17 protein-coding genes are annotated in these 18,241 nt (G+C 71.8%); 12 read left to right on the top strand and 5 right to left on the bottom strand.

Annotated elements, in window-relative coordinates:
- The first annotated feature begins 66 nt into the window (after positions 1-66).
- On the top strand, positions 67-3,492 hold the full coding sequence (locus Aco03nite_RS17985; protein WP_203796519.1) for a SpoIIE family protein phosphatase: 3,426 nt from the start codon (positions 67-69) through the stop codon (positions 3,490-3,492).
- Here the strand turns inward: Aco03nite_RS17985 and Aco03nite_RS17980 are convergent.
- On the bottom strand, positions 3,479-3,778 hold the full coding sequence (locus Aco03nite_RS17980; RefSeq protein WP_203796518.1) for an STAS domain-containing protein: 300 nt from the start codon (positions 3,776-3,778) through the stop codon (positions 3,479-3,481). The genes Aco03nite_RS17985 and Aco03nite_RS17980 overlap by 14 nt on opposite strands.
- 69 nt (positions 3,779-3,847) lie before the next feature.
- On the opposite strand from Aco03nite_RS17980, the gene map reads away from it, so the two are divergent.
- Positions 3,848-4,705 carry a type I methionyl aminopeptidase gene (gene map / locus Aco03nite_RS17975; protein WP_203796517.1) on the top strand — a complete coding sequence of 286 codons (858 nt, stop codon included), beginning with the start codon at positions 3,848-3,850 and terminating at the stop codon, positions 4,703-4,705.
- 32 nt (positions 4,706-4,737) lie between these two features.
- On the opposite strand, the gene Aco03nite_RS17970 is transcribed toward map, so the two are convergent.
- Genes Aco03nite_RS17970 through Aco03nite_RS17960 form a run of 3 tightly spaced genes read right to left on the bottom strand, consistent with a single transcriptional unit; the run spans position 4,738 to position 6,402 of the window.
- Positions 4,738-5,445 (bottom strand): nucleotidyltransferase domain-containing protein, encoded by a 708-nt coding sequence (locus tag Aco03nite_RS17970; protein WP_239145241.1) that lies wholly within the window; start codon positions 5,443-5,445, stop codon positions 4,738-4,740.
- Positions 5,446-5,485: 40 nt separating this feature from the next.
- Positions 5,486-5,914: a ferritin-like domain-containing protein gene (locus tag Aco03nite_RS17965; protein ID WP_203796515.1), complete on the bottom strand. Its 429-nt coding sequence runs from the start codon at positions 5,912-5,914 to the stop codon at positions 5,486-5,488.
- Between the two features lie 17 nt (positions 5,915-5,931).
- Positions 5,932-6,402 (bottom strand): hypothetical protein, encoded by a 471-nt coding sequence (locus tag Aco03nite_RS17960; RefSeq protein ID WP_203796514.1) that lies wholly within the window; start codon positions 6,400-6,402, stop codon positions 5,932-5,934.
- A 138-nt stretch (positions 6,403-6,540) separates the two neighbouring features.
- Here Aco03nite_RS17960 and rimP point away from each other — a divergent pair, with 138 nt between their 5' ends.
- The 10 genes from rimP (at position 6,541) to truB (ending at position 17,557) form a co-directional block, all read left to right on the top strand.
- A complete protein-coding gene (rimP, locus tag Aco03nite_RS17955) occupies positions 6,541-7,164 on the top strand; it encodes a ribosome maturation factor RimP (protein ID WP_203796513.1) in 624 nt (207 codons plus the stop codon).
- Positions 7,161-8,177: a transcription termination factor NusA gene (gene nusA / locus Aco03nite_RS17950; RefSeq protein WP_203796512.1), complete on the top strand. Its 1,017-nt coding sequence runs from the start codon at positions 7,161-7,163 to the stop codon at positions 8,175-8,177. The genes rimP and nusA overlap by 4 nt, the downstream gene beginning before the upstream one ends.
- Positions 8,155-8,541, top strand: a complete 387-nt coding sequence (locus tag Aco03nite_RS17945) for a YlxR family protein (protein ID WP_203796520.1) — start codon at positions 8,155-8,157, stop codon at positions 8,539-8,541. Before nusA ends, Aco03nite_RS17945 begins: the two co-directional genes overlap by 23 nt.
- Positions 8,542-8,648: 107 nt before the next feature.
- Positions 8,649-11,744, top strand: coding sequence for a translation initiation factor IF-2 (gene infB / locus Aco03nite_RS17940; protein ID WP_203796511.1), 3,096 nt, complete (start codon positions 8,649-8,651; stop codon positions 11,742-11,744).
- A 65-nt stretch (positions 11,745-11,809) separates the two neighbouring features.
- Positions 11,810-12,835 carry a TRM11 family SAM-dependent methyltransferase gene (locus tag Aco03nite_RS17935; protein ID WP_203796510.1) on the top strand — a complete coding sequence of 342 codons (1,026 nt, stop codon included), beginning with the start codon at positions 11,810-11,812 and terminating at the stop codon, positions 12,833-12,835.
- A 34-nt stretch (positions 12,836-12,869) separates the two neighbouring features.
- Positions 12,870-13,163, top strand: a complete 294-nt coding sequence (locus Aco03nite_RS17930) for a DUF503 domain-containing protein (RefSeq protein ID WP_203796509.1) — start codon at positions 12,870-12,872, stop codon at positions 13,161-13,163.
- Between the two features lie 74 nt (positions 13,164-13,237).
- Entirely contained in the window at positions 13,238-13,741 is a 504-nt protein-coding gene (gene rbfA, locus Aco03nite_RS17925) for a 30S ribosome-binding factor RbfA (RefSeq protein WP_203796508.1), read from the top strand.
- Positions 13,738-14,751, top strand: coding sequence for a DHH family phosphoesterase (locus Aco03nite_RS17920; protein WP_203796507.1), 1,014 nt, complete (start codon positions 13,738-13,740; stop codon positions 14,749-14,751). The genes rbfA and Aco03nite_RS17920 overlap by 4 nt, the downstream gene beginning before the upstream one ends.
- Before the next feature lie 440 nt (positions 14,752-15,191).
- Positions 15,192-16,511, top strand: a complete 1,320-nt coding sequence (locus Aco03nite_RS17915; protein WP_203796506.1) for an MATE family efflux transporter — start codon at positions 15,192-15,194, stop codon at positions 16,509-16,511.
- 158 nt (positions 16,512-16,669) lie between these two features.
- Entirely contained in the window at positions 16,670-17,557 is an 888-nt protein-coding gene (truB, locus tag Aco03nite_RS17910; RefSeq protein WP_203796505.1) for a tRNA pseudouridine(55) synthase TruB, read from the top strand.
- 423 nt (positions 17,558-17,980) lie between these two features.
- Here truB and Aco03nite_RS17905 read toward each other — a convergent pair.
- Positions 17,981-18,241, bottom strand: a 261-nt coding sequence (locus Aco03nite_RS17905) for a hypothetical protein (protein ID WP_203796504.1), incomplete at its 5' end; no start/stop codon positions are given.

Here is an 18,241-nt window from a genome sequence, read left to right as displayed (position 1 = left end):
CGAGCGCTCCCGCCGGTCCGGTGTTAGGTTCTGTCTCGCGGATCAGGTGGGAGTGGGAGGCGGCTGATGGGGGCCCTGCCGAGGCGGTTGCGCAACGCCTTCGAGCGGGGTGGTGAGACCGGTGCCCGGATGTCCGACATGGACTGGGCGTCCACCCCCGTCGGTGATCCCGCCGGCTGGCCGGAGGAGCTGACCGGCGCGATCGTCACCGCGCTGGCGTCCCGGGCCGCGATCGTCGTCCTCTGGGGCCCCGAGCGGGTGATGTTCCACAACGACGCCTTCGCCGCGGCGATGGGCGGCCGGCTGCCCGCCGGGATCGGCGACGAGCTGCGCCACGGCTCCTTCCACGCCCGGGACCACCGCCTGGTGATCGAGCGGCACGGCTACCCGGAGGAGACCTGGTTCGACGTCGCGTTCGACCCGATCGGCTCCGGCGACGGCACTCCCGGCGGGGTGCTGGGCATCGTCACCGAGACCACCGGCCGGGTCCTCCGGGAGCGCCGGCTGCGCACACTCAGCGAGATGGGCCGCCCGGACCGGGCCGCGCTCGCCGTGCTCACCGCGGAACCCGCCGACGTGCCGTTCGCCGCGCTGATCCCGGACGACGGGCCCGCCCCGCACCCGGCGATCCGCGCGGCGATCGACAGCGGCCGCCCCGGTGTGCTGCCGCTGGCCGCGCTGACCGATCCGCCCCCGACCGCGGCGGCCGAGGCGCTGATCCTGCCGATCGAGGGCGGCGCCCTGGTCGCCGGGGTGAGCCGGCACCTCGCCCTGGACGACGACTACCGGGACTTCCTGGATCAGGCCGCGGCCCGGATCTCCCGCGCGGTGGCCGACCGGCGCGAGGGCGAGCGGCAGCGCGCGCTGGACCGGGCGAAGACGGACTTCTTCGCCGACGTGAGCCACGAGTTCCGTACCCCGCTGACCCTGATCCTGGGCCCGCTGGAGGATCTGATCGCCGACCCGGCGCTGCGGGACCGGCTGCTGCCCGTGCACCGCAACGCGCAGCGGCTGCTCAAACTGGCCAACACGGTGCTCGACTTCGCCCGGACCGGATCCGGGCGGATGCGGGCCGTCTACCGCCCCACCGACCTGGCCACGCACACCGCGCGACTGGCGCAGACGTTCCGGCCGGCCGTCGACCGGGCCGGGCTGACCCTCACCCTCGACCTGCCGCCGCTCGGCGAACCCGTGCACGTCGACCACGAGCTGTGGGAGAAGATCGTCTTCAACCTGCTCTCCAACGCGGTGAAGTTCACCCGGGAGGGCGGCGTCGAGGTCCGGATCCGGCCGGTCGCCGGACACGCCGAACTGACCGTGCGGGACACCGGCGCCGGCGTTCCCGAGGCCGACCAGGCGATGCTCTTCGACCGGTTCCACCGGGTCACCGGCGCCTGGTCGCGCAGCCACGAGGGCACCGGCATCGGGCTGGCCCTGGTCCGGGAACTGGCCGAGCTGCACGGCGGGTCGGTGGGTGTGGCCAGCCGGCCCGGCCGGGGCAGCACGTTCACCGTGCGGATCCCGTTCGGCGCCGGGCACCTGCCCGCCGACCGGATCAGCGACGATCCGGCCCCGTCCGGTGACCCGGGCTCATCCGAGGCGCGGCTGTGGGTCGACGAGGCCACCTGGTGGGCCGGTGACGGGCCGGGCATCCCTCAGCCGGCGCCGTCCGCCCGGGCCGGCCGGATCCTGCTCGCCGACGACAACGCCGACCTGCGGGACCACGTGGCCCGTCTGCTCGCGCCGTACTGGGAGGTGGTCACCGCGGCGGACGGCGCGGCGGCCCTGGAACTCACCCGGGAGCAGCAGTTCGACCTGGTGCTCACCGACGTGATGATGCCCCGCCTGGACGGGTTCGCCCTGATCGCCGCACTGCGCTCCGGCCCGCGGACCCGGGACGTGCCGATCGTCGTGCTCTCCGCCCGCGCCGGGGAGGAGTCCGCGGTCGAGGGCCTGGCCGCCGGCGCCGACGACTACCTGGCCAAACCGTTCTCCACCCGGGAGCTGATCGCCCGGGTCCGGGCCAACCTGGAACTCGGCCAGCTCCGCCGGGAGATCGTCAGCCGCTTGCGGGGGCTGGTCGACGCGGCGGCCGCGCTCAACGCGGTGCCGACCACCGCCGAGGTGCTCGACGTCGCGGCCCGGCACATCCAGGCCATGACCGCGGCCGGCCGGGTGGTGCTGACCACCCCGGAGGGCCGGGCCGAACGGGACGGCGGCGCCGCCGGATCACTGCCGCCGGACACCGTCCTGCCGCTGCCGGACACCACCGGGCCGCCGCTGGGCGAGCTACGGGTCTGGTCCGGCCCGGCCGGCCCGGCCGGCCCGGCGGACACCGTGGTGCTCACCCAGCTGGCCCGTCTGGTCGGGCTGCGGCTGGCCAACGCCCGCCTCTACGAGACCGAGCACCGGATCGCCTCCACCCTGCAGCACAGCCTGCTGCCGCAGACGCTGCCCCGGGTACCGGGCGCCATCGTGGCCGGTCGCTACCTGCCCGGCAGCAGCGAGGCCCGGGTCGGCGGCGACTGGTACGACGTGATCGCCGGCCCGGACGGTGAGTTGTTCCTGGTCATCGGCGACGTGGTGGGCAAGGGGGTGCAGGCGGCCGCCGGAATGGGGCAGCTGCGCAACGCGCTCCGGGCGTACCTGCTGGAGGGCTTCGACTGCGGCACCGCCCTGAGCAGGCTGAACCGGCTCGTCGATACGCTCGGCCGCCGGCAGTTCGCGACAGTCCTCTGTGTCGGATTTGATCCGCGGACCCGGCGCATGAGCTACTCCTCGGCCGGGCATCCCTCACCCGTGCTGATCCCCACCGGGCAGACCGGGACCTTCCTGTACGACACCGCACTCGGCCCGCCGATCGGCGCGCTCGGGTCGGTCACCTATCCGACCAGGGAGACCGAACTGGATTCCGGAACCCGGCTGCTGCTCTACACCGACGGCCTGATCGAGGACCGCAGGCAGGCCATCGACGACGGGCTCAGCGAGCTGACCGCGGACGTCGCCAAGCCCACCGAACACGTCGACGACATGCTCGACGCGCTGATGACCAAGGCCACCCGCCGTGGGCCCCGCCGGGACGACATCGCCCTGGTCGCGCTGGAGGTGACCGAGCCGCGGGAGTTCGAGCTGCGGCTGCCGTCCGAGGCCGGCAAGCTGATCGTGCTGCGGCGGCGGCTGGAGGACTTCCTGGCCGCGCACCAGGTGCCGGACGAGGACGCCTTCGACCTGATCGTGGCGGTCTCCGAGGCGGCGGCGAACGCGGTCGAGCACCCGGTCGCCCCGTCCGAGCCGTGGATCACCGTGACCGCGTCGTTCCAGCCGGAGGCGGTCGTGGTGACGATCCGGGACACCGGCGGCTGGCGCCCGGCCACCGACGCCGGGTTCCGCGGCCGTGGGCTGGCGCTGATCGGCGCGCTCACCGAGCTGTCGGTGCACCGGTCCGAGGCCGGCACCGAGGTGGTGCTGCGCCGGCCGCTCAGCCTGCCTTGATCCAGGGCTGCTCGCCGAGCCCGGAGATGTCCAGCACTCTGCGCACCCGGTCGGAGGGGAGCACGTCCAGCGTGCCCGGATAGTGCTCGGCCAGGCGGACCAGGGCGTGGATGGCGGCCGAGTCGAAGAAGGTGACCGCGCGCAGATCCAGTGTGGCCGAGTGGACCCGGCCCGGGGTCGCCGCCCGGAACATCTCGCCGGCGGTCGCCATGTCGACCTCACCGGTCACCGTCACGGTGACCCGATCGCCGTCGACCTCACCGACGGCGGAGAACTCTTGATCCACGCCGACCACGATTCCACAGGCCCACGGGGGCGGCAAGGACGGGCCCGGAAGGTGGTTACGCTGTCCTGCATGACCGTACGTGCCCCCCTCGTGCCCGGAAAGCAGTCGCGTGAGCGGTCGGTCCCGGCGCAGATCACCCGCCCTGAGTATGTCGGCAAGAAGCGCCCGAAAGAGTGGCGCGGCTCGCACGTGCAGACCGCCGAGACGATCGAGAAGATGCGGATCGCCGGCCGGATCGCCGCGCAGGCCACCCAGCTCGCCGGTGAGCACTGCAAACCCGGGGTGACCACCGACGAGATCGACCGGGTGGTGCACGAGTTCCTGCTCGACCACCACGCCTATCCGTCGACGCTCGGTTACAAGGGCTTCCCCAAGTCCTGCTGCACGTCGCTCAACGAGGTGATCTGTCACGGCATCCCGGACTCCACCGTGCTGGAGGACGGCGACATCATCAACGTCGACGTCACGGCGTACCTGAACGGGGTGCACGGCGACACCGACGCCACGTTCTGCGTGGGTGAGGTCAGCGAGGAGGCCCGGCTGCTGGTCGAGCGCACCCACGAGGCGATGATGCGGGGCATCCGCGCGGTCGCCCCGGGCCGCCCGGTCAACGCGATCGGCCGGGTCATCGAGGCGTACGCGCGGCGCTTCGGTTACGGCGTGGTCCGCGACTTCACCGGCCACGGCATCGGTGAGGCGTTCCACTCCGGGCTGTACATCCCGCACTACGACAAGCCCGACCTCGCCGTCGTGATGGAGCCGGGCATGACGTTCACCATCGAGCCGATGATCTGCCTCGGCACCTATGAGTACGACGTGTGGAAGGACGGCTGGACGGTCGTCACCAAGGACCGCAGGTGGACCGCCCAGTTCGAGCACACGCTGGTGGTCACCGAGGACGGTTACGAGATCCTGACCCTGCCGTAAGGCTGGATCCGGTCTCGGATCCGGTCTCGGGTCTAGTCGAAGAGAGCGCCGAGGCGGCCGTCCACCGGGCGGCCGCGCGCGGTCAACTCCTCCGCCTGGTACTTCAGGATCGCCTCCAGCTCCCGGGTGCCGGCCGCGGCCACCCCGGTGTGCCGGACCGCGTCGGCGGTGTTGCGGAAGTAGGTGCGGGTCAGGAACCCGGCCACCATCGCCGCGTACAACCGGGCCTCGGCCATCATCATCGAGGCCGCGTCGGTGTCGTAGCGCTGGGCGTGCCGGACCGCCCGGGCGTGCGCGCCGCTGGCCACCGCCCAGTTGTGCCGGGCCAGCCCGGTGAACTCCATCGGCCGGGCCTCGGTCAGCAGCATCAGGTGCGCCTCCCGCCGGTCCTTGAACCAGTTGTGCGCGTCCAGCAGCGGGAACGTGGTGATGAACGCGTCCGCCAGCAGCGGCCACATCGGGGCCAGCAGCCGGGCCTGGCCCATGCCGTCCTCCGCGGTGAACACCCGCAGGTCGACCGGGATGCCGTCGACCAGCCGACGGACCGGTTTCGGGCCGGTCCGGGCCCGGGACGTCACCACCACCAGGTTGACGTCGCTGCTGTCGCTGTCGTCGCCGTGGGCCATCGACCCGCACAGGCCGATCGCCAGGACCTCGGCCCGCCATCGGTCCAGGACCGCCTCGCGCAGCCGGATCGCGAGCGCCCCACGGGGCGAGGTGGCGTCGAGGTCGTCGATCACGCCCTCATTGTCGGCCATCCACCCGGGACGCCGGGGCTGATCATGAGACCGGACGGCCCGGGAAGGCCATTGTCAGCGGCGTCACCTCGGCCAGCCGCCGCCACCGGGTGGCCCGGACCGCGGAGTCGGTCAGATGCGCCAGCGCGTCGGCCCGCTCGGCGTCCGCGGTGACCGGCAGCAGCACCCGCCACGCCTGGGCCACCCCGTCCTCCACGTGCACGGCCAGCTTCAGCGCGCCCTCCCGGTCGGTGACCTCGAAGGGCAGCTCGTACGCCGCCGGGGCGGGCGGTGAACTGGCCTGCAGCTCGGCCAGCCGGGCGACCAGGATGTCCCGCCGGGACCGGTGCTCCTGCTCGGCGGCGCGGGCCCGGGACACCTCGTCGTCGGCGGTCAGACGGACGCCGATCACGCCGTACGCATAGATGGCAGCCTCTTCAGCGGCGAGGGCGGCGGCGAGTTCTTGGGTCACGTGCGAACCCTAACGGGTCAGCGCAGCGCTTCCGCATGCGTGGCGCGACAGGCGGCGATCGATCCGACCAGCGCGGCCCGCTCCCTCGGGGCGGCCCGGCAGGCGGCGACCGCGGTCTTCTGCGCGGCCTGTTCGGCTTTACGCAGCGTGGCCGTGGTGTCGGTGGGGCCGGCCGGCGCCGAGGCCGAGGGCGCGATCGACGCCACCGCGGCACCGATCAGTTTCGTCAGCTCGGTGGCGTGCGCCCGGTGGTCCTCGGCCAGCGGGGTGAGCCGCGCCGCCAGGTTCGGCGTCGCGACGATCACCCGGTCGTACGCTCCGGCCAGGGCCAGCGCCTCGTCCAGCAACGGCTGCAACGGGTCCGGCTGGGGATCGGGCTCGGGGCCGTCGTCGAACAGGCCACACCCGGCGAGCGCGGTCGAACCGGCCGCCACCACACCCAGGAAGACCCGCCGTGAGTGAATCTGCACCCGGCCAGTCAACACCATTCGGAGCGGCGCTGCTCCGGCCCATCCGTCGGCGCGTTACGCTCAGCGTCAGCCGCGGGGCTGTCCCATGCCCGGCGGCATATAGTCGTTCCCTGCGAGAACACTCGTTCCGCAAAAATTGACGAGAGGTCGAGCCCGATGACGCAGCGTGGTCGCGCCGGGGCCCGGCCCGGTGGCCCCGGCAACCGGCGAACCCGGCCCGAACCGGAGGCCCGTAACACCCCGGCCCTGCCCCGTGTCGATCTGAGCGCCGCCCGCGCCCGGCTCCGCGAGGTGGCCGAGCCGGTGGTCACCAAGGCCGGTTACGACCTGGAGGACCTGGCCGTGTCCCGGGCCGGCCGCCGGTTCGTGGTCCGGGTGCTGGTCGACGGGGACAACGGAGTGGGCCTGGACGACGTGGCGGTGGTCTCCCGGGAGATCTCCGACGCGTTCGACGCGGCCGAGGAGTCCGGTGGCGAGCTCCTCCCCGGGGAGTACCAGCTGGAGGTCGGATCCCCGGGTGTGGACCGGCCGCTGACCGAGCCCCGGCACTGGCGCCGCAACGTCGGCCGCCTGGTCGAGGTGAACGGTGTGATCGGCCGCGTGCAGTCGGCCGACGACAAGGGTGTGGCGCTTGACGTGGACGGCAAGCCCCGTGAGCTGGCATGGGCCGAGCTCGGGGCGGGCAAGGTCCAGATCGAGTTCAAGCGCATGGACGAAGCCGAATTCGGCGATGACGACGTCGACGACGACGACGAGAACGAAGGGGAGGGCGAGGAGTGAACATCGACCTCGCGGCGCTGCGCGCCCTGGAGCGCGAGCGGGAGATCCCGTTCGAGACCATTATCGCGGCGATCGAGACCGCGCTGCTGACCGCGTACCGGCACACCGACGGCGCGGAGAGCCACGCCCGGGTGGAGATCGACCGTAAGAGCGGTGTGGCCTCCGTCCTGGCGCAGGAGTTCGACGCGGACGGCACGATGGTGCGGGAGTGGGACGACACCCCGCACGACTTCGGCCGGATCGCGGCGATGACCGCCAAGCAGGTGATCCTCCAGCGTCTCCGGGAGGCCACCGACGAGCAGCACTTCGGTGAGTACGCGGGGCGCGACGGCGACCTGATCACCGGCGTGGTGCAGGCCGACGCCTCGCGAGCCGAGAAGGGCATCGTGACCGTCGACCTCGGCAAGATCGAGGGCGTGCTGCCGCAGTCCGAGCAGGTGCCGGGGGAGTCGTACCCGCACGGCGCCCGGATCCGCTGCATCGTGGTGCACGTGGCCAAGGGTTTCCGCGGCCCGCAGGTCACCCTGTCCCGCTCGCACCCGGCCCTGGTGAAGAAGCTGTTCGCCCTGGAGGTGCCGGAGATCGCCGACGGGACCGTGGAGATCGCCGCGATCGCCCGTGAGGCAGGTCACCGTACGAAGATCGCGGTGCGGTCCACCGTTCAGGGTGTCAACGCCAAGGGCGCCTGCATCGGCCCGATGGGCCAGCGGGTCCGCGCGGTGATGAGCGAACTGCACGGCGAGAAGATCGACATCATCGACTGGTCGGACGACCCCGCCCAGTTCGTCGGAAACGCCCTCTCACCGGCCAAGGCGTTGCGGGTCGAGGTGGTCGACGCGGCCAGCCGTACGGCCCGGGTCACCGTGCCGGATTTCCAGCTCTCGCTGGCGATCGGCCGGGAGGGTCAGAACGCTCGTCTTGCCGCCCGTCTCACCGGATGGCGCATCGACATCCGGCCGGACAGCGAGCCCGCCGGAGTCTCGGACCGTGATGCGGCCGAGGCGGGGAACTGACCGGATACGCGTCCGGCGCGATCGAGGGGTAGACTTGAACTCGGTCGGCCCGACGCGAACCTGCGTCGGATGCCGCAAACGCGCGCCGGCCGCTTCATTGCTGCGGTTCATTGCGGCAGAGACGGGGGGAAACCTCCGGCTTCTGCCTGATCCGGGCCGCCGACTGCCGGGCCGGGGAGCACATCTGCATCCCGATCCGGCCTGCTTCACGCAGGCAGAGCGACGCCGCGCCTTCGGGCGTGCGTTGCGTCTCAATGGTTTTGCTGACCCCGAGCTGCTCGCGGAGCACATCCGCACGGTCTCCGTGCCGCGCGGAACCACCGATGACGAGGCGTCGGCGCTTCGTCACGACCCAGCAAGGTAGGACGACCCAGATGAGCACACGATGAAGTCCCTGAAATGACCAGGCTTCTAGTGCACGAGTGAGGTCTGTGCGGGTACTGCTCGCACGACCTCAAAGTGAGGAGTGCAGTGCCAGGCAAGGCCCGCGTACACGAGCTCGCCAAAGAGCTCGGGGTCGACAGCAAGACCGTTCTCGCCACCCTCAAGGACATGGGCGAGTTCGTCAAATCCGCATCGAGCACCGTCGAGGCCCCGGTGGCCCGGCGGCTCCGTGGTGCTCTGGAGCAGGGTGGCGCCATCCCGGCGTCCTCGCCCTCTCCGGCGCCCAGCGCTCCCGCCGCAGGCGGATCGAGCCCGTCGTCTCCGGCCCCGCGCCCGGGACCCCCGATGGGGCGGCCTCAGCCGCCGCGCCGGCCGGGCCCGCCGCAGGGTGGAGCACCCAACGCCCCTACCTCTCCGGCGCCGGCGCCCGGACCGTTCTCCGGTCCGAAGCCCCCGGTTCCCGGTCGTCCGGGCCCGCGGCCCGGCCCGATCGCGAAACCGGCCAGCGCCCACGACATCGAGGTGGCTGCCGCCGAGGCTCGCGCCCAGGCGCTGAAGGCCGAGCAGGAAGCTTCGGTCAAGGCCGCCCGTGAGGCTCAGGCCGCCCGTTCGCGGGATGCCGAGCGCCGTCCGCAGGGCACGACCGAGGGCGGCGCGCAGCGCGGTCCCGGTGGTGGCCCCCGCCCCGGTCCGGGCAGTGTCCCGCCGCGTCCGGGTTCCCCGGCCGCCGGCCGTAACCAGGGTGGCGCCCCCGGTGGCCCCCGTCCCGGTCCCGGTGGTGGCGCTCCGCGTCCGCCCGCCCGTGGCCCGGGTAACAACCCGTTCGGTGTCTCCGGTGGTGGCGCTGCGCGTCCCTCGCCGGCTTCGATGCCGCGCCCGAACCAGCCGGGCATGCCGCCCCGGCCGAGCCCTGCCTCGATGCCGCCGCGGCCCAGTCCCTCTTCGATGCCGGCCCAGCGCCCGGCCCGTCCGGGTGGTCCCGGTGCGGGTGGCGCCGGTCGTCCCGGCGGTCCCGGTGGCGGCCGTGGCGGTCCCGGTGGCGGCGGTGGCGGCTACCGCGGTGGTGGCGGCGGCGCCGGTGGCGGTTTCCGTCCCGGTGGCGGCGGCGGTGCCGGTGGTGGCTTCCGTCCCGGTGGTGGCGGCGGTGCCGGTGGCGGTTTCCGTCCCGGTGGCCCCGGTGCCGGCGGTGGCGGTCCGGTCGGCGGTGCCCCGGGTCGTCCCGGTGGCGGCGGTGGCCGTGGTCGTGGCGGCGGCGCCGCGGGTGCCTTCGGGCGTCCGGGTGGCCGGCCGACGCGTGGCCGGAAGTCGAAGAAGCAGAGGCGTCAGGAGTTCGACAACCTGTCGGCTCCGCAGATGTCGTCCGGTGCCCCCCGGGGCAACGGCCAGGAGATCCGGATGTCCCGTGGGGCGTCCCTCTCCGACTTCGCCGACAAGATCAACGCCAACCCGGGCTCGCTCGTCCAGGAGATGTTCAACCTGGGCGAGATGGTGACCGCCACGCAGTCGGTGTCCGACGACACCCTGCTGCTGCTCGGCGAGCACCTGGGCTTCACGGTCGTGATCGTCAGCCCCGAGGACGAGGATCGCGAGCTGCTCGCGCAGTTCGACATCGACCTCGACGCCGAGGTGGCCGAGGAGCGTCTCGTCACCCGTCCGCCGGTCGTGACCGTCATGGGTCACGTCGACCACGGTAAGACGAAGCTGCTCGACGCGATCCGCAAGACCAACGTGGTCGCCGGCGAGGCGGGTGGCATCACCCAGCACATCGGCGCCTACCAGGTCGTCGTCCCCCACCAGGGGGAGGACCGGGCGATCACCTTCATCGACACCCCGGGTCACGAGGCGTTCACCGCCATGCGTGCTCGCGGTGCCAAGGTCACCGACATCGTGATCCTGGTGGTCGCGGCCGACGACGGCGTCATGCCGCAGACGGTCGAGGCCCTCAACCACGCCAAGGCGGCCGACGTGCCGATCGTGGTCGCGGTGAACAAGGTCGACAAGCCGGACGCCAACCCGGACAAGGTCCGGCAGCAGCTGACCGACTACGGCCTGCTCGCTGAGGAGTACGGCGGCGAGACGATGTTCGTCAACGTCGCGGCCAAGCCCGGCATCGGCATCGACGACCTCCTCGAGGCCGTCCTGCTGACCGCCGACGCGGCGCTCGAGCTGACCGCTCCGATCGACGGCGCCGCACAGGGTGTCGCGGTCGAGGCGCACCTGGACAAGGGTCGCGGTGCCGTGGCCACCGTCCTGGTGCAGAAGGGCACGCTGCGGGCCGGCGACTCGATCGTGGCGGGTGGCGCGCACGGTCGCGTCCGGGCCATGCTCGACGAGAACGGCAACCAGGTCGCCGAGGCGGGTCCGGCCCGTCCGGTCCTGGTGCTCGGTCTGACCTCGGTCCCCGCCGCGGGTGACACGTTCCTCGCGGCTGAGGACGACCGCACCGTGCGGCAGATCGCCGAGCAGCGGCAGGCTCGCCGTCGTGCGGCGACGTTCGCCAACTCGCGTCGTCCGAAGTCGCTGGACGAGATGATGCGGGACATCAAGGAGGGCGAGAAGGCTTCGCTCACCCTGGTCATCAAGGGCGACGGCTCCGGTTCGGTCGAGGCCCTCGAAGAGGCGCTGTTCAAGATCGAGATCCCGGACGAGATCCAGCTCAAGGTCATCCACCGCGGCGTCGGTGCGATCACCGAGAGCGACGTCAACCTGGCGTCGGCCTCGTCGGAGCAGACCGCGACGATCATCGGCTTCAATGTCCGGGCCTCGAACAAGGTCAAGGAGATGGCCGACCGCGCCGGCGTGGAGATCCGCTACTACAGCGTGATCTACCAGGCCATCGAGGAGATCGAGGCGGCTCTCAAGGGCCTGCTCAAGCCGGAGTTCGAAGAGGTCGAGCTGGGCACCGCGGAGATCCGCGAGGTCTTCCGCTCGTCCAAGATCGGCCTCATCGCCGGTTGTATCGTCCGGTCGGGTCTCATCCGCCGCAACACCAAGGCGCGGGTTCTGCGCGACGGTGTCGTGGTGGCCGAGAGCGTCACGATCAGCTCGCTCAAGCGGTTCAAGGACGACGCCACCGAGGTCCGCGAGGGCTTCGAGTGTGGTCTGACCCTCCAGGGCTACGGCTCGCCGCAGGTCGGCGACGTCATCGAGACCTGGGAGATGCGCGAGAAGGTTCGCGCGTAAGGTCAACGGTTCGATGACGGCCCCCGGTGCTCAGGCGCCGGGGGCCGTCTCGGCACAATGGCGTCATGTCCCGGTATGCCTTGCTGCTCGCCCCGTCCGCCAACCGCGTCTACGCCGACCAGGCGTCCCGCATGTCCCAGGCGGAGCTGGCCGCGTTCGGCCCGGTGCTCTCCTCGGGGCTCGACGAGATCGACGTCACCCTGATCGGCGGGGTGGAGTACCTGACGTTCGCCGCCGACCTCTCCGAGCGTGACGTCGCGTTCGTCTCGAATCTCTCCTCGGCCTACGCCCTCTTCGAGCGGGTCGACGACGACCTGCTCCGCCCGCTGGCGCTGTCGCCGCTGGCCCATTACGACAGCGACCTGATCACCATCCCGAAGTACGCCGGCAAGACCAACGAGCAGTTCACCAAGCTGGTGCTGAACCTGACGGTACTGGCCTCGGCGTCGGCCGGGCGGATGCTCGACGGCCGTCTCACCGTGCTCGACCCGCTGTGCGGCCGGGGGACGACCCTCAACCAGGCGCTGATGTACGGGTGGGACGGCATCGGTGTGGAGATCGACGGCAAGGACGTGGAGGCGTACAAGCTGTTCCTCCAGACCTGGCTCAAGCGCAAGCGGCTCAAGCACTCGGCCGAGCTGGTGCCGGTGCGCCGTCAGGGCCGCCGGGCCGCCCGCCGGCTGGAGGTGACGATGGCCGCCAGCAAGGACGACCACAAGGCCGGCGCGGTGCAGAAGCTGGTCGTGCTGAACGCCGACACCACCGGGCTGGACGGGCTGCTCCGCGGCAACGTGGCCGACGTGCTGGTGGCCGACCTGCCGTACGGGGTGGCCCACGGCAGTTACGACGACGAGGGCGGCATCTCCCGGCGCCCGCTGGACCTGCTGGAGCGGGCCGTCCCGCAGTGGATCCCGCTGCTGCGCCCGGGCGGCGCGATCGGCCTCTCCTGGAACACCAAGGTCGCCAAGCGGGAGCTCGCCGAGGACATCCTGCTCGCGGCCGGGCTGGAGCTGGTCGAGTACCTTCCGGTCGATCACCGGGTGGACCAGGGCATCGAGCGGGACGTGGTGGTGGCGCGGAAATCCGGCTGACCATCGGTGCCCGGCGGGCGTAACGTGCTCGCTGATGTATACCGAGACCGCAGTCTTCGACCTGCTCCTGCCCGGTGATTCCCAGTCGCTGAAGCAGAAGCGTTCGTATGTTCGCCCGATCATCGCGATGCTGAAGAAGTTCGACGTCAGTGTCGCCGAGGTGGGTTTCCACGACCTGCACGGCCGCGCCCGGATCGGGGTGGCCGTGGTGGCCGCCGAGCCCGCCCAGGCCCGGGCCGTCGTCGACACCTGTGAGAACCAGATGGCCGGCCGCCCCGAGATCGAGCTGCTCTCGGTCAAGCGACGGCTGTACGGCGACGAGGATTGAGCCTGGGTAGGCTTCAGCAGTTGGAGCGGGGGCGGTATGAGCCCCGCGGGATTCACAGTCCGGAGGTGGGCGATATGTCGGACCCAGCCAAGACGCGGCGGCACGCGGAGCGTATTCGTGAGCTGGTGGCTTCGCTGGTACGGGAGATCAAGGATCCCCGTCTCGGCATGGTGACGATCACGGACGCCCGGATCACCGGCGACCTCCGCGAGGCCACGGTCTTCTACACGGTCCTCGGGGATCCGACCGAGCAGGCCTCGACCGGAGCGGCGCTGGAGAGCGCGAAGGGGATGCTGCGCACCCGGGTCGGGCACGCGCTGAAGCTGCGGCACTCGCCGAGCCTCACGTTCGTGCTGGACAACGTGCAGACCCACGTCAAGGAGATCGACGACCTGCTGACCGAGGCGCGTAACCGCGATCAGGAGGTCCAGCGGATCGCGGCCGGCGCGAAGTATGCGGGCGACGCCGATCCGTACAAGAGTGACGATGACATGGGCGTCGACGGTGTCGACGACGACGAGGAAGACGAGGCCGGCGACGAGCCGGAGCGGGTGGGTGCCCGCGAGGACAACGGGTGACTTTGCCCGGGCCCACGGCCGAGCAGTGGGCCGCCGCCGTCGCGGCGGTCCGCTCGGCCGGTGCCGATGACGAGGTCCAGCTCATCTGCCACGTGAACCCGGACGGGGACGCGCTCGGCAGCATGCTCGGCTTCGCCCTGGGGTTGCGGCGGCTGGGCCACACCCGGTTGCGGGCGACGTTCCCCGGTGACTTCGCCGTGCCCGGTCCGTACCAGCAATTGCCGGGTTCTGATCTTCTCGTGCCGGAGAAGGACGCCTTCGTCTCCCCGCGCCTGGTCCTGATCTTCGACGTGGCCGGGGTGTCCCGCCTCGGCGGGCTGGCCGGGCTGCTCACCACCGCCCCGGCCGCGGTGGTCCTGGACCATCACGCGTCGAACACCGGTTTCGGCGGCATCCAGCTGGTCGACCCGTCCGCGGCGGCGACGTCGGTGGTGGCCGAGGGGCTGCTCAGCCGGCTCGGGGTGCCGCTGGACGCGGAGATCGCCGAGTGCCTCTACGTGGCGCTGGCGACCGACACCGGCTCGTTCAAGTTCGACATGACCACGGTGTCGGTGCACGAGCTGGCCGCGCGGCTGATCGCCACCGGGATCCGGCCGGGCGAGATCTCCCGGCGGATCTTCGACAGCAAACCGTTCGGGGCGATGAAGCTGACCGGCGAGGTGCTCGGCCGGGCGGTCCTGGACCCGGGCGCGGCGGGCGGCCGCGGCATGGTGTGGACCTGGGCCACGCTCGACGACCTGGAGCGGCACGGGCAGCCGCCGTACATCCTGGACACCCTGATCGACCCGGTGCGGTCGGTGGCCGAGGCGGACGTCTCGGTGGTGGTCAAGGAGGTCGCGCCCGGCGAGTGGTCGGTGTCGCTGCGCAGCAAGGGCGCGGTCGACGTGAGCGCGGTGGCGGTGTCGCAGGGCGGCGGGGGCCATCGGCTGGCGGCCGGTTTCACCGGGTACGGTGAGGCCGCTCACGTGGTGGACACGGTGCGTCGGCTGCTCGACCGATACCTGATCTGACGGGCGGTTTCACCTGCGTGGCGGTCGTTCTCGCCGTCTCGGATGGCGGGAACGGCACCTGCGGGGCCGTACCTGAACGATAGTTTGGGGCGGAACGGTGATTTGGTTTCGCGCGGGCCGCCACCGACGCCCACCGCGACACCTCGAGCCGCCCGGGTCCACCGGCCCGGGTCGCGTCATCAGCGCCAGAGGTCCCGGCGATCCCGGGCCGGCCACGTGACGCCCCGCTCGACCGATTCCTGGGCGCGCCCGGCGACGCGGTGCGCCCGCACCACCCTGGAAGGAACTTTCTGATGTCTGCTGAGCCGAAGCCCCAGCCCGCCGACGACGCTGCCGAGCAGGCCCGTCGCGCGCTGCAGACCTCGATCGACACGCGCCAGTAGGTGTAAGTGGCAGGTCGTGTTGTGGTCATTACCATCCGGCGGGCATCATGACTCGACATGAGCTCGTCCGCCGATGCGCCCCGTACCGCCACCGCCCGCCGCATCGCCGGCCTGGCGCTGCCCGCGCTCGTCGTCCTCGCCGCTGAGCCGCTCTACGTCCTGGTCGACACCGCGGTCGTCGGCCACCTCGGCCCGGTGCCGCTCGCGGCCGTCGCCATCGGCGGCACCGTGATGTCGATGGGCGTCTGGTTCGGAACCCTGATGGCCTACGGCACCACCGGCCGGGCCGCCCGCCGCTTCGGCGCCGGCGACCGGGCCGGAGCCGTCGGCGAAGGAGTCCAGGCCTCCTGGCTCGCCCTCGGGCTCGGCGTCCTGCTCGCGGTGCTCGGCACCGTCGCCTCCGAACCGCTCGCCGCCGTGATCGCCGGCGACCCGGAGACCGCCGCGGCCGCCGCCGGCTGGCTGCGGATCGCCGTCCTCGGCGCACCCGGCCTGCTGCTCGCCGCCGCCGGCAACGGATGGATGCGCGGAGTCCAGGACACCCGCCGGCCACTGTGGATCGTGCTCGGCGCCAACGTGCTCTCCGCCGTCCTCTGCCCGGTCCTGGTCTATCCGGCGGGCCTCGGGCTGACCGGTTCGGCCATCGCCAACGTCACCGCGCAGACCCTCGGCGGCCTGCTGTTCCTGGCCGCGCTGATCCGTGAGACCCGGGAGCTGCGGCCGATTCCGTCGGTCATCGTCCGGCAGCTGGTGCTGGGCCGGGACCTGCTCATCCGCGGGGCCGCCTTCCAGGCCTGCTTCCTGTCCGCCGCCGCCGTGGCCGCCCGGTTCGGGGTCGCCTCGGTCGGTGCGCACCAGATCGTGCTGCAGCTCTGGTTCTTCGCCGCGCTGGTCCTGGACGCCGTCGCCATCGCCGCGCAGTCGCTGGTGGGGGCCGCCCTCGGCGCCGGGGACACCGACGAGGCCCGCGACGTGGCCCGGCGGGTCACCCTTGCCGGTGGGCTCGCCGCTGTCGGGTTCGCGCTGGCCATGCTGGCCGGGAGCTCGGTGATCCCCCGGCTGTTCAGTCCGGACGCTTCGGTGCACGCCCAGGCGGCGATCATCTGGCCGTGGTTCGTGGCGCTGCTTCCGGTCGCGGGGATCGTCTACGCCCTTGACGGGGTGCTCATCGGGGCCGGGGATGTCGCGTTTCTCCGTACGTTGACCGTGGTGTCGGCGTTGTTCGGGTTTCTGCCGGCCATCTGGCTCGCGTACGCGCTGGACCTGGGGTTGGGTGGGGTCTGGGCCGGTCTCGGGTTGTTCACCTTCGCCCGTTTCGCGGGGCTGACCTGGCGGTGGCGTTCGCCGCACTGGTTGATCACCGGCGCTTCTCGCTGAGCCGTTCTGCCGGTTCGCGGTTCGTCTTCCCCCTCATCCTTGGCGTTTTCACCCTCGCCCTGGCTTCCCGCTCGTTTTCACCCTCGGGCTGCGGCTCGGGGGTGGTGCCGCGTTCGGGTGGGTGCTTTCGCGTTCGGGCGGGGAAATAGGGTGGGCGGGTGGATACGGATGGGCTGATCGTGGTGGACAAACCGGCCGGGATGACGTCGCACGACGTGGTCGCCCGGATCCGGCGGCTGGCGAAGACCCGGCGGGTGGGGCACGGGGGCACGCTCGACCCGATGGCCACCGGCGTCCTGATCATCGGCGTCAACCGGGCCACCCGCCTGCTGACCTATGTGATCGGTTCGGAGAAGAGCTACGCCGGGACCATCCGGCTGGGCCAAACCACGATCACCGACGACGCCGAGGGTGACGTGACCGCCACCGTTCCGGCGGGTGACGTGACCGACGAGGCGATCCGTGCCGGGCTCGCCGCCCAGACCGGCGAGATCGACCAGGTCCCCAGCGCGGTCAGTGCGATCAAGATCAAAGGCGAGAGGGCCTACAAGCGGGTACGTGAGGGCGAGACCGTGGAGATCCCCGCCCGCCGGATCACCGTGCACCGGCTCGAGGTGCTGGAGATCAGGCGGCCCGAGGGCGAGGCGTTCGTGGACGTGGACATCGACGTGACATGTTCGTCCGGCACCTACATCAGGGCGATCGCCCGCGACCTGGGCACCACACTCGGCGTCGGCGGCCACCTGACAGCCTTGCGCCGTACCGCGGTGGGCGGCATGACCCTGGACACCGCGTCCACCTTGGCCGAGCTGGAGGAACGCGCCCCCGACGTGATCGGCCTCCCCATGTCCGAGGCGGCACGCCGGTCGTTCCCGCAGCGCACCGCCACCGAGGAGGAGACCCGGACCCTGCGCCATGGCGGCCCCCTGGCCACGGTGGGCATCGAGGGCCCGTATGCGGTCTTCGACGAGTCCGGCCAGGTTCTGGCCATCGTCAGCGAACGAGAGGGCCGGGCCCGCGCCGAGATCGTCCTCGCCCCGGCCTGACCAGGTTCCCCACCCACAACCGCGGTCGGCATCACAACCCTGACCACACCAGCGGTCCGGGCCGAGGTCGGCCGTGTGCCGGCCTGACCAGTTTTCGCGCCCACAATCGCGGTCGATATCGCAGCCCTGACCACATCAGCGGCCCGGGGGAGCTCGTCCTCGTGCTGGCCTGACCAGAGTCTGCACCCACAACCGTGGTCAGCATCGCAGCCCTGACTGCATCAGCGGCTCCGGCCGAGATCGTCCTCGCCCCGGCCAGGTTCACCACCGACAATCGCGGTCGGCATCACAGCCCTGACCAACATCTGCGGCCCGGGCCGAGGCGGGCCGTGCCTGTCGCCTATTTGAGGAGCACCGACTTCGGAGATCGTGTGCGAGCGGCGCGGCGCGAGGGTGATCTGACGTCGGGCCGGACGGCTCGGGTCAACGATTCTTCGGCGGAGCCAGGCTCCCGGGCGGCGGCACCGCACTGCGCAACTTGATCGTGAGCGGCGGGCGTGCAGGGCCGGGCATGGTCTCCGGCCGGCTCTGCATGCCGACCGCCTTGTCAGCGGCGAGGCCGGCGTCACCGCTGCTGGCGACGGGTTCGGGGCTAGTGCTGTCGGCCGTGGTGATGGCATCGGGACTGCCGGTGGCGGTGACCAAGGCATCAGGACTGTCGGTGGCGATGGCGGCATCGGGACT

This window comes from Actinoplanes couchii, from assembly GCF_016862075.1.
Taxonomy (GTDB): Bacteria; Actinomycetota; Actinomycetes; order Mycobacteriales; family Micromonosporaceae; genus Actinoplanes; species Actinoplanes couchii.
This window is presented reverse-complemented; position numbering and strand designations above follow the sequence as displayed.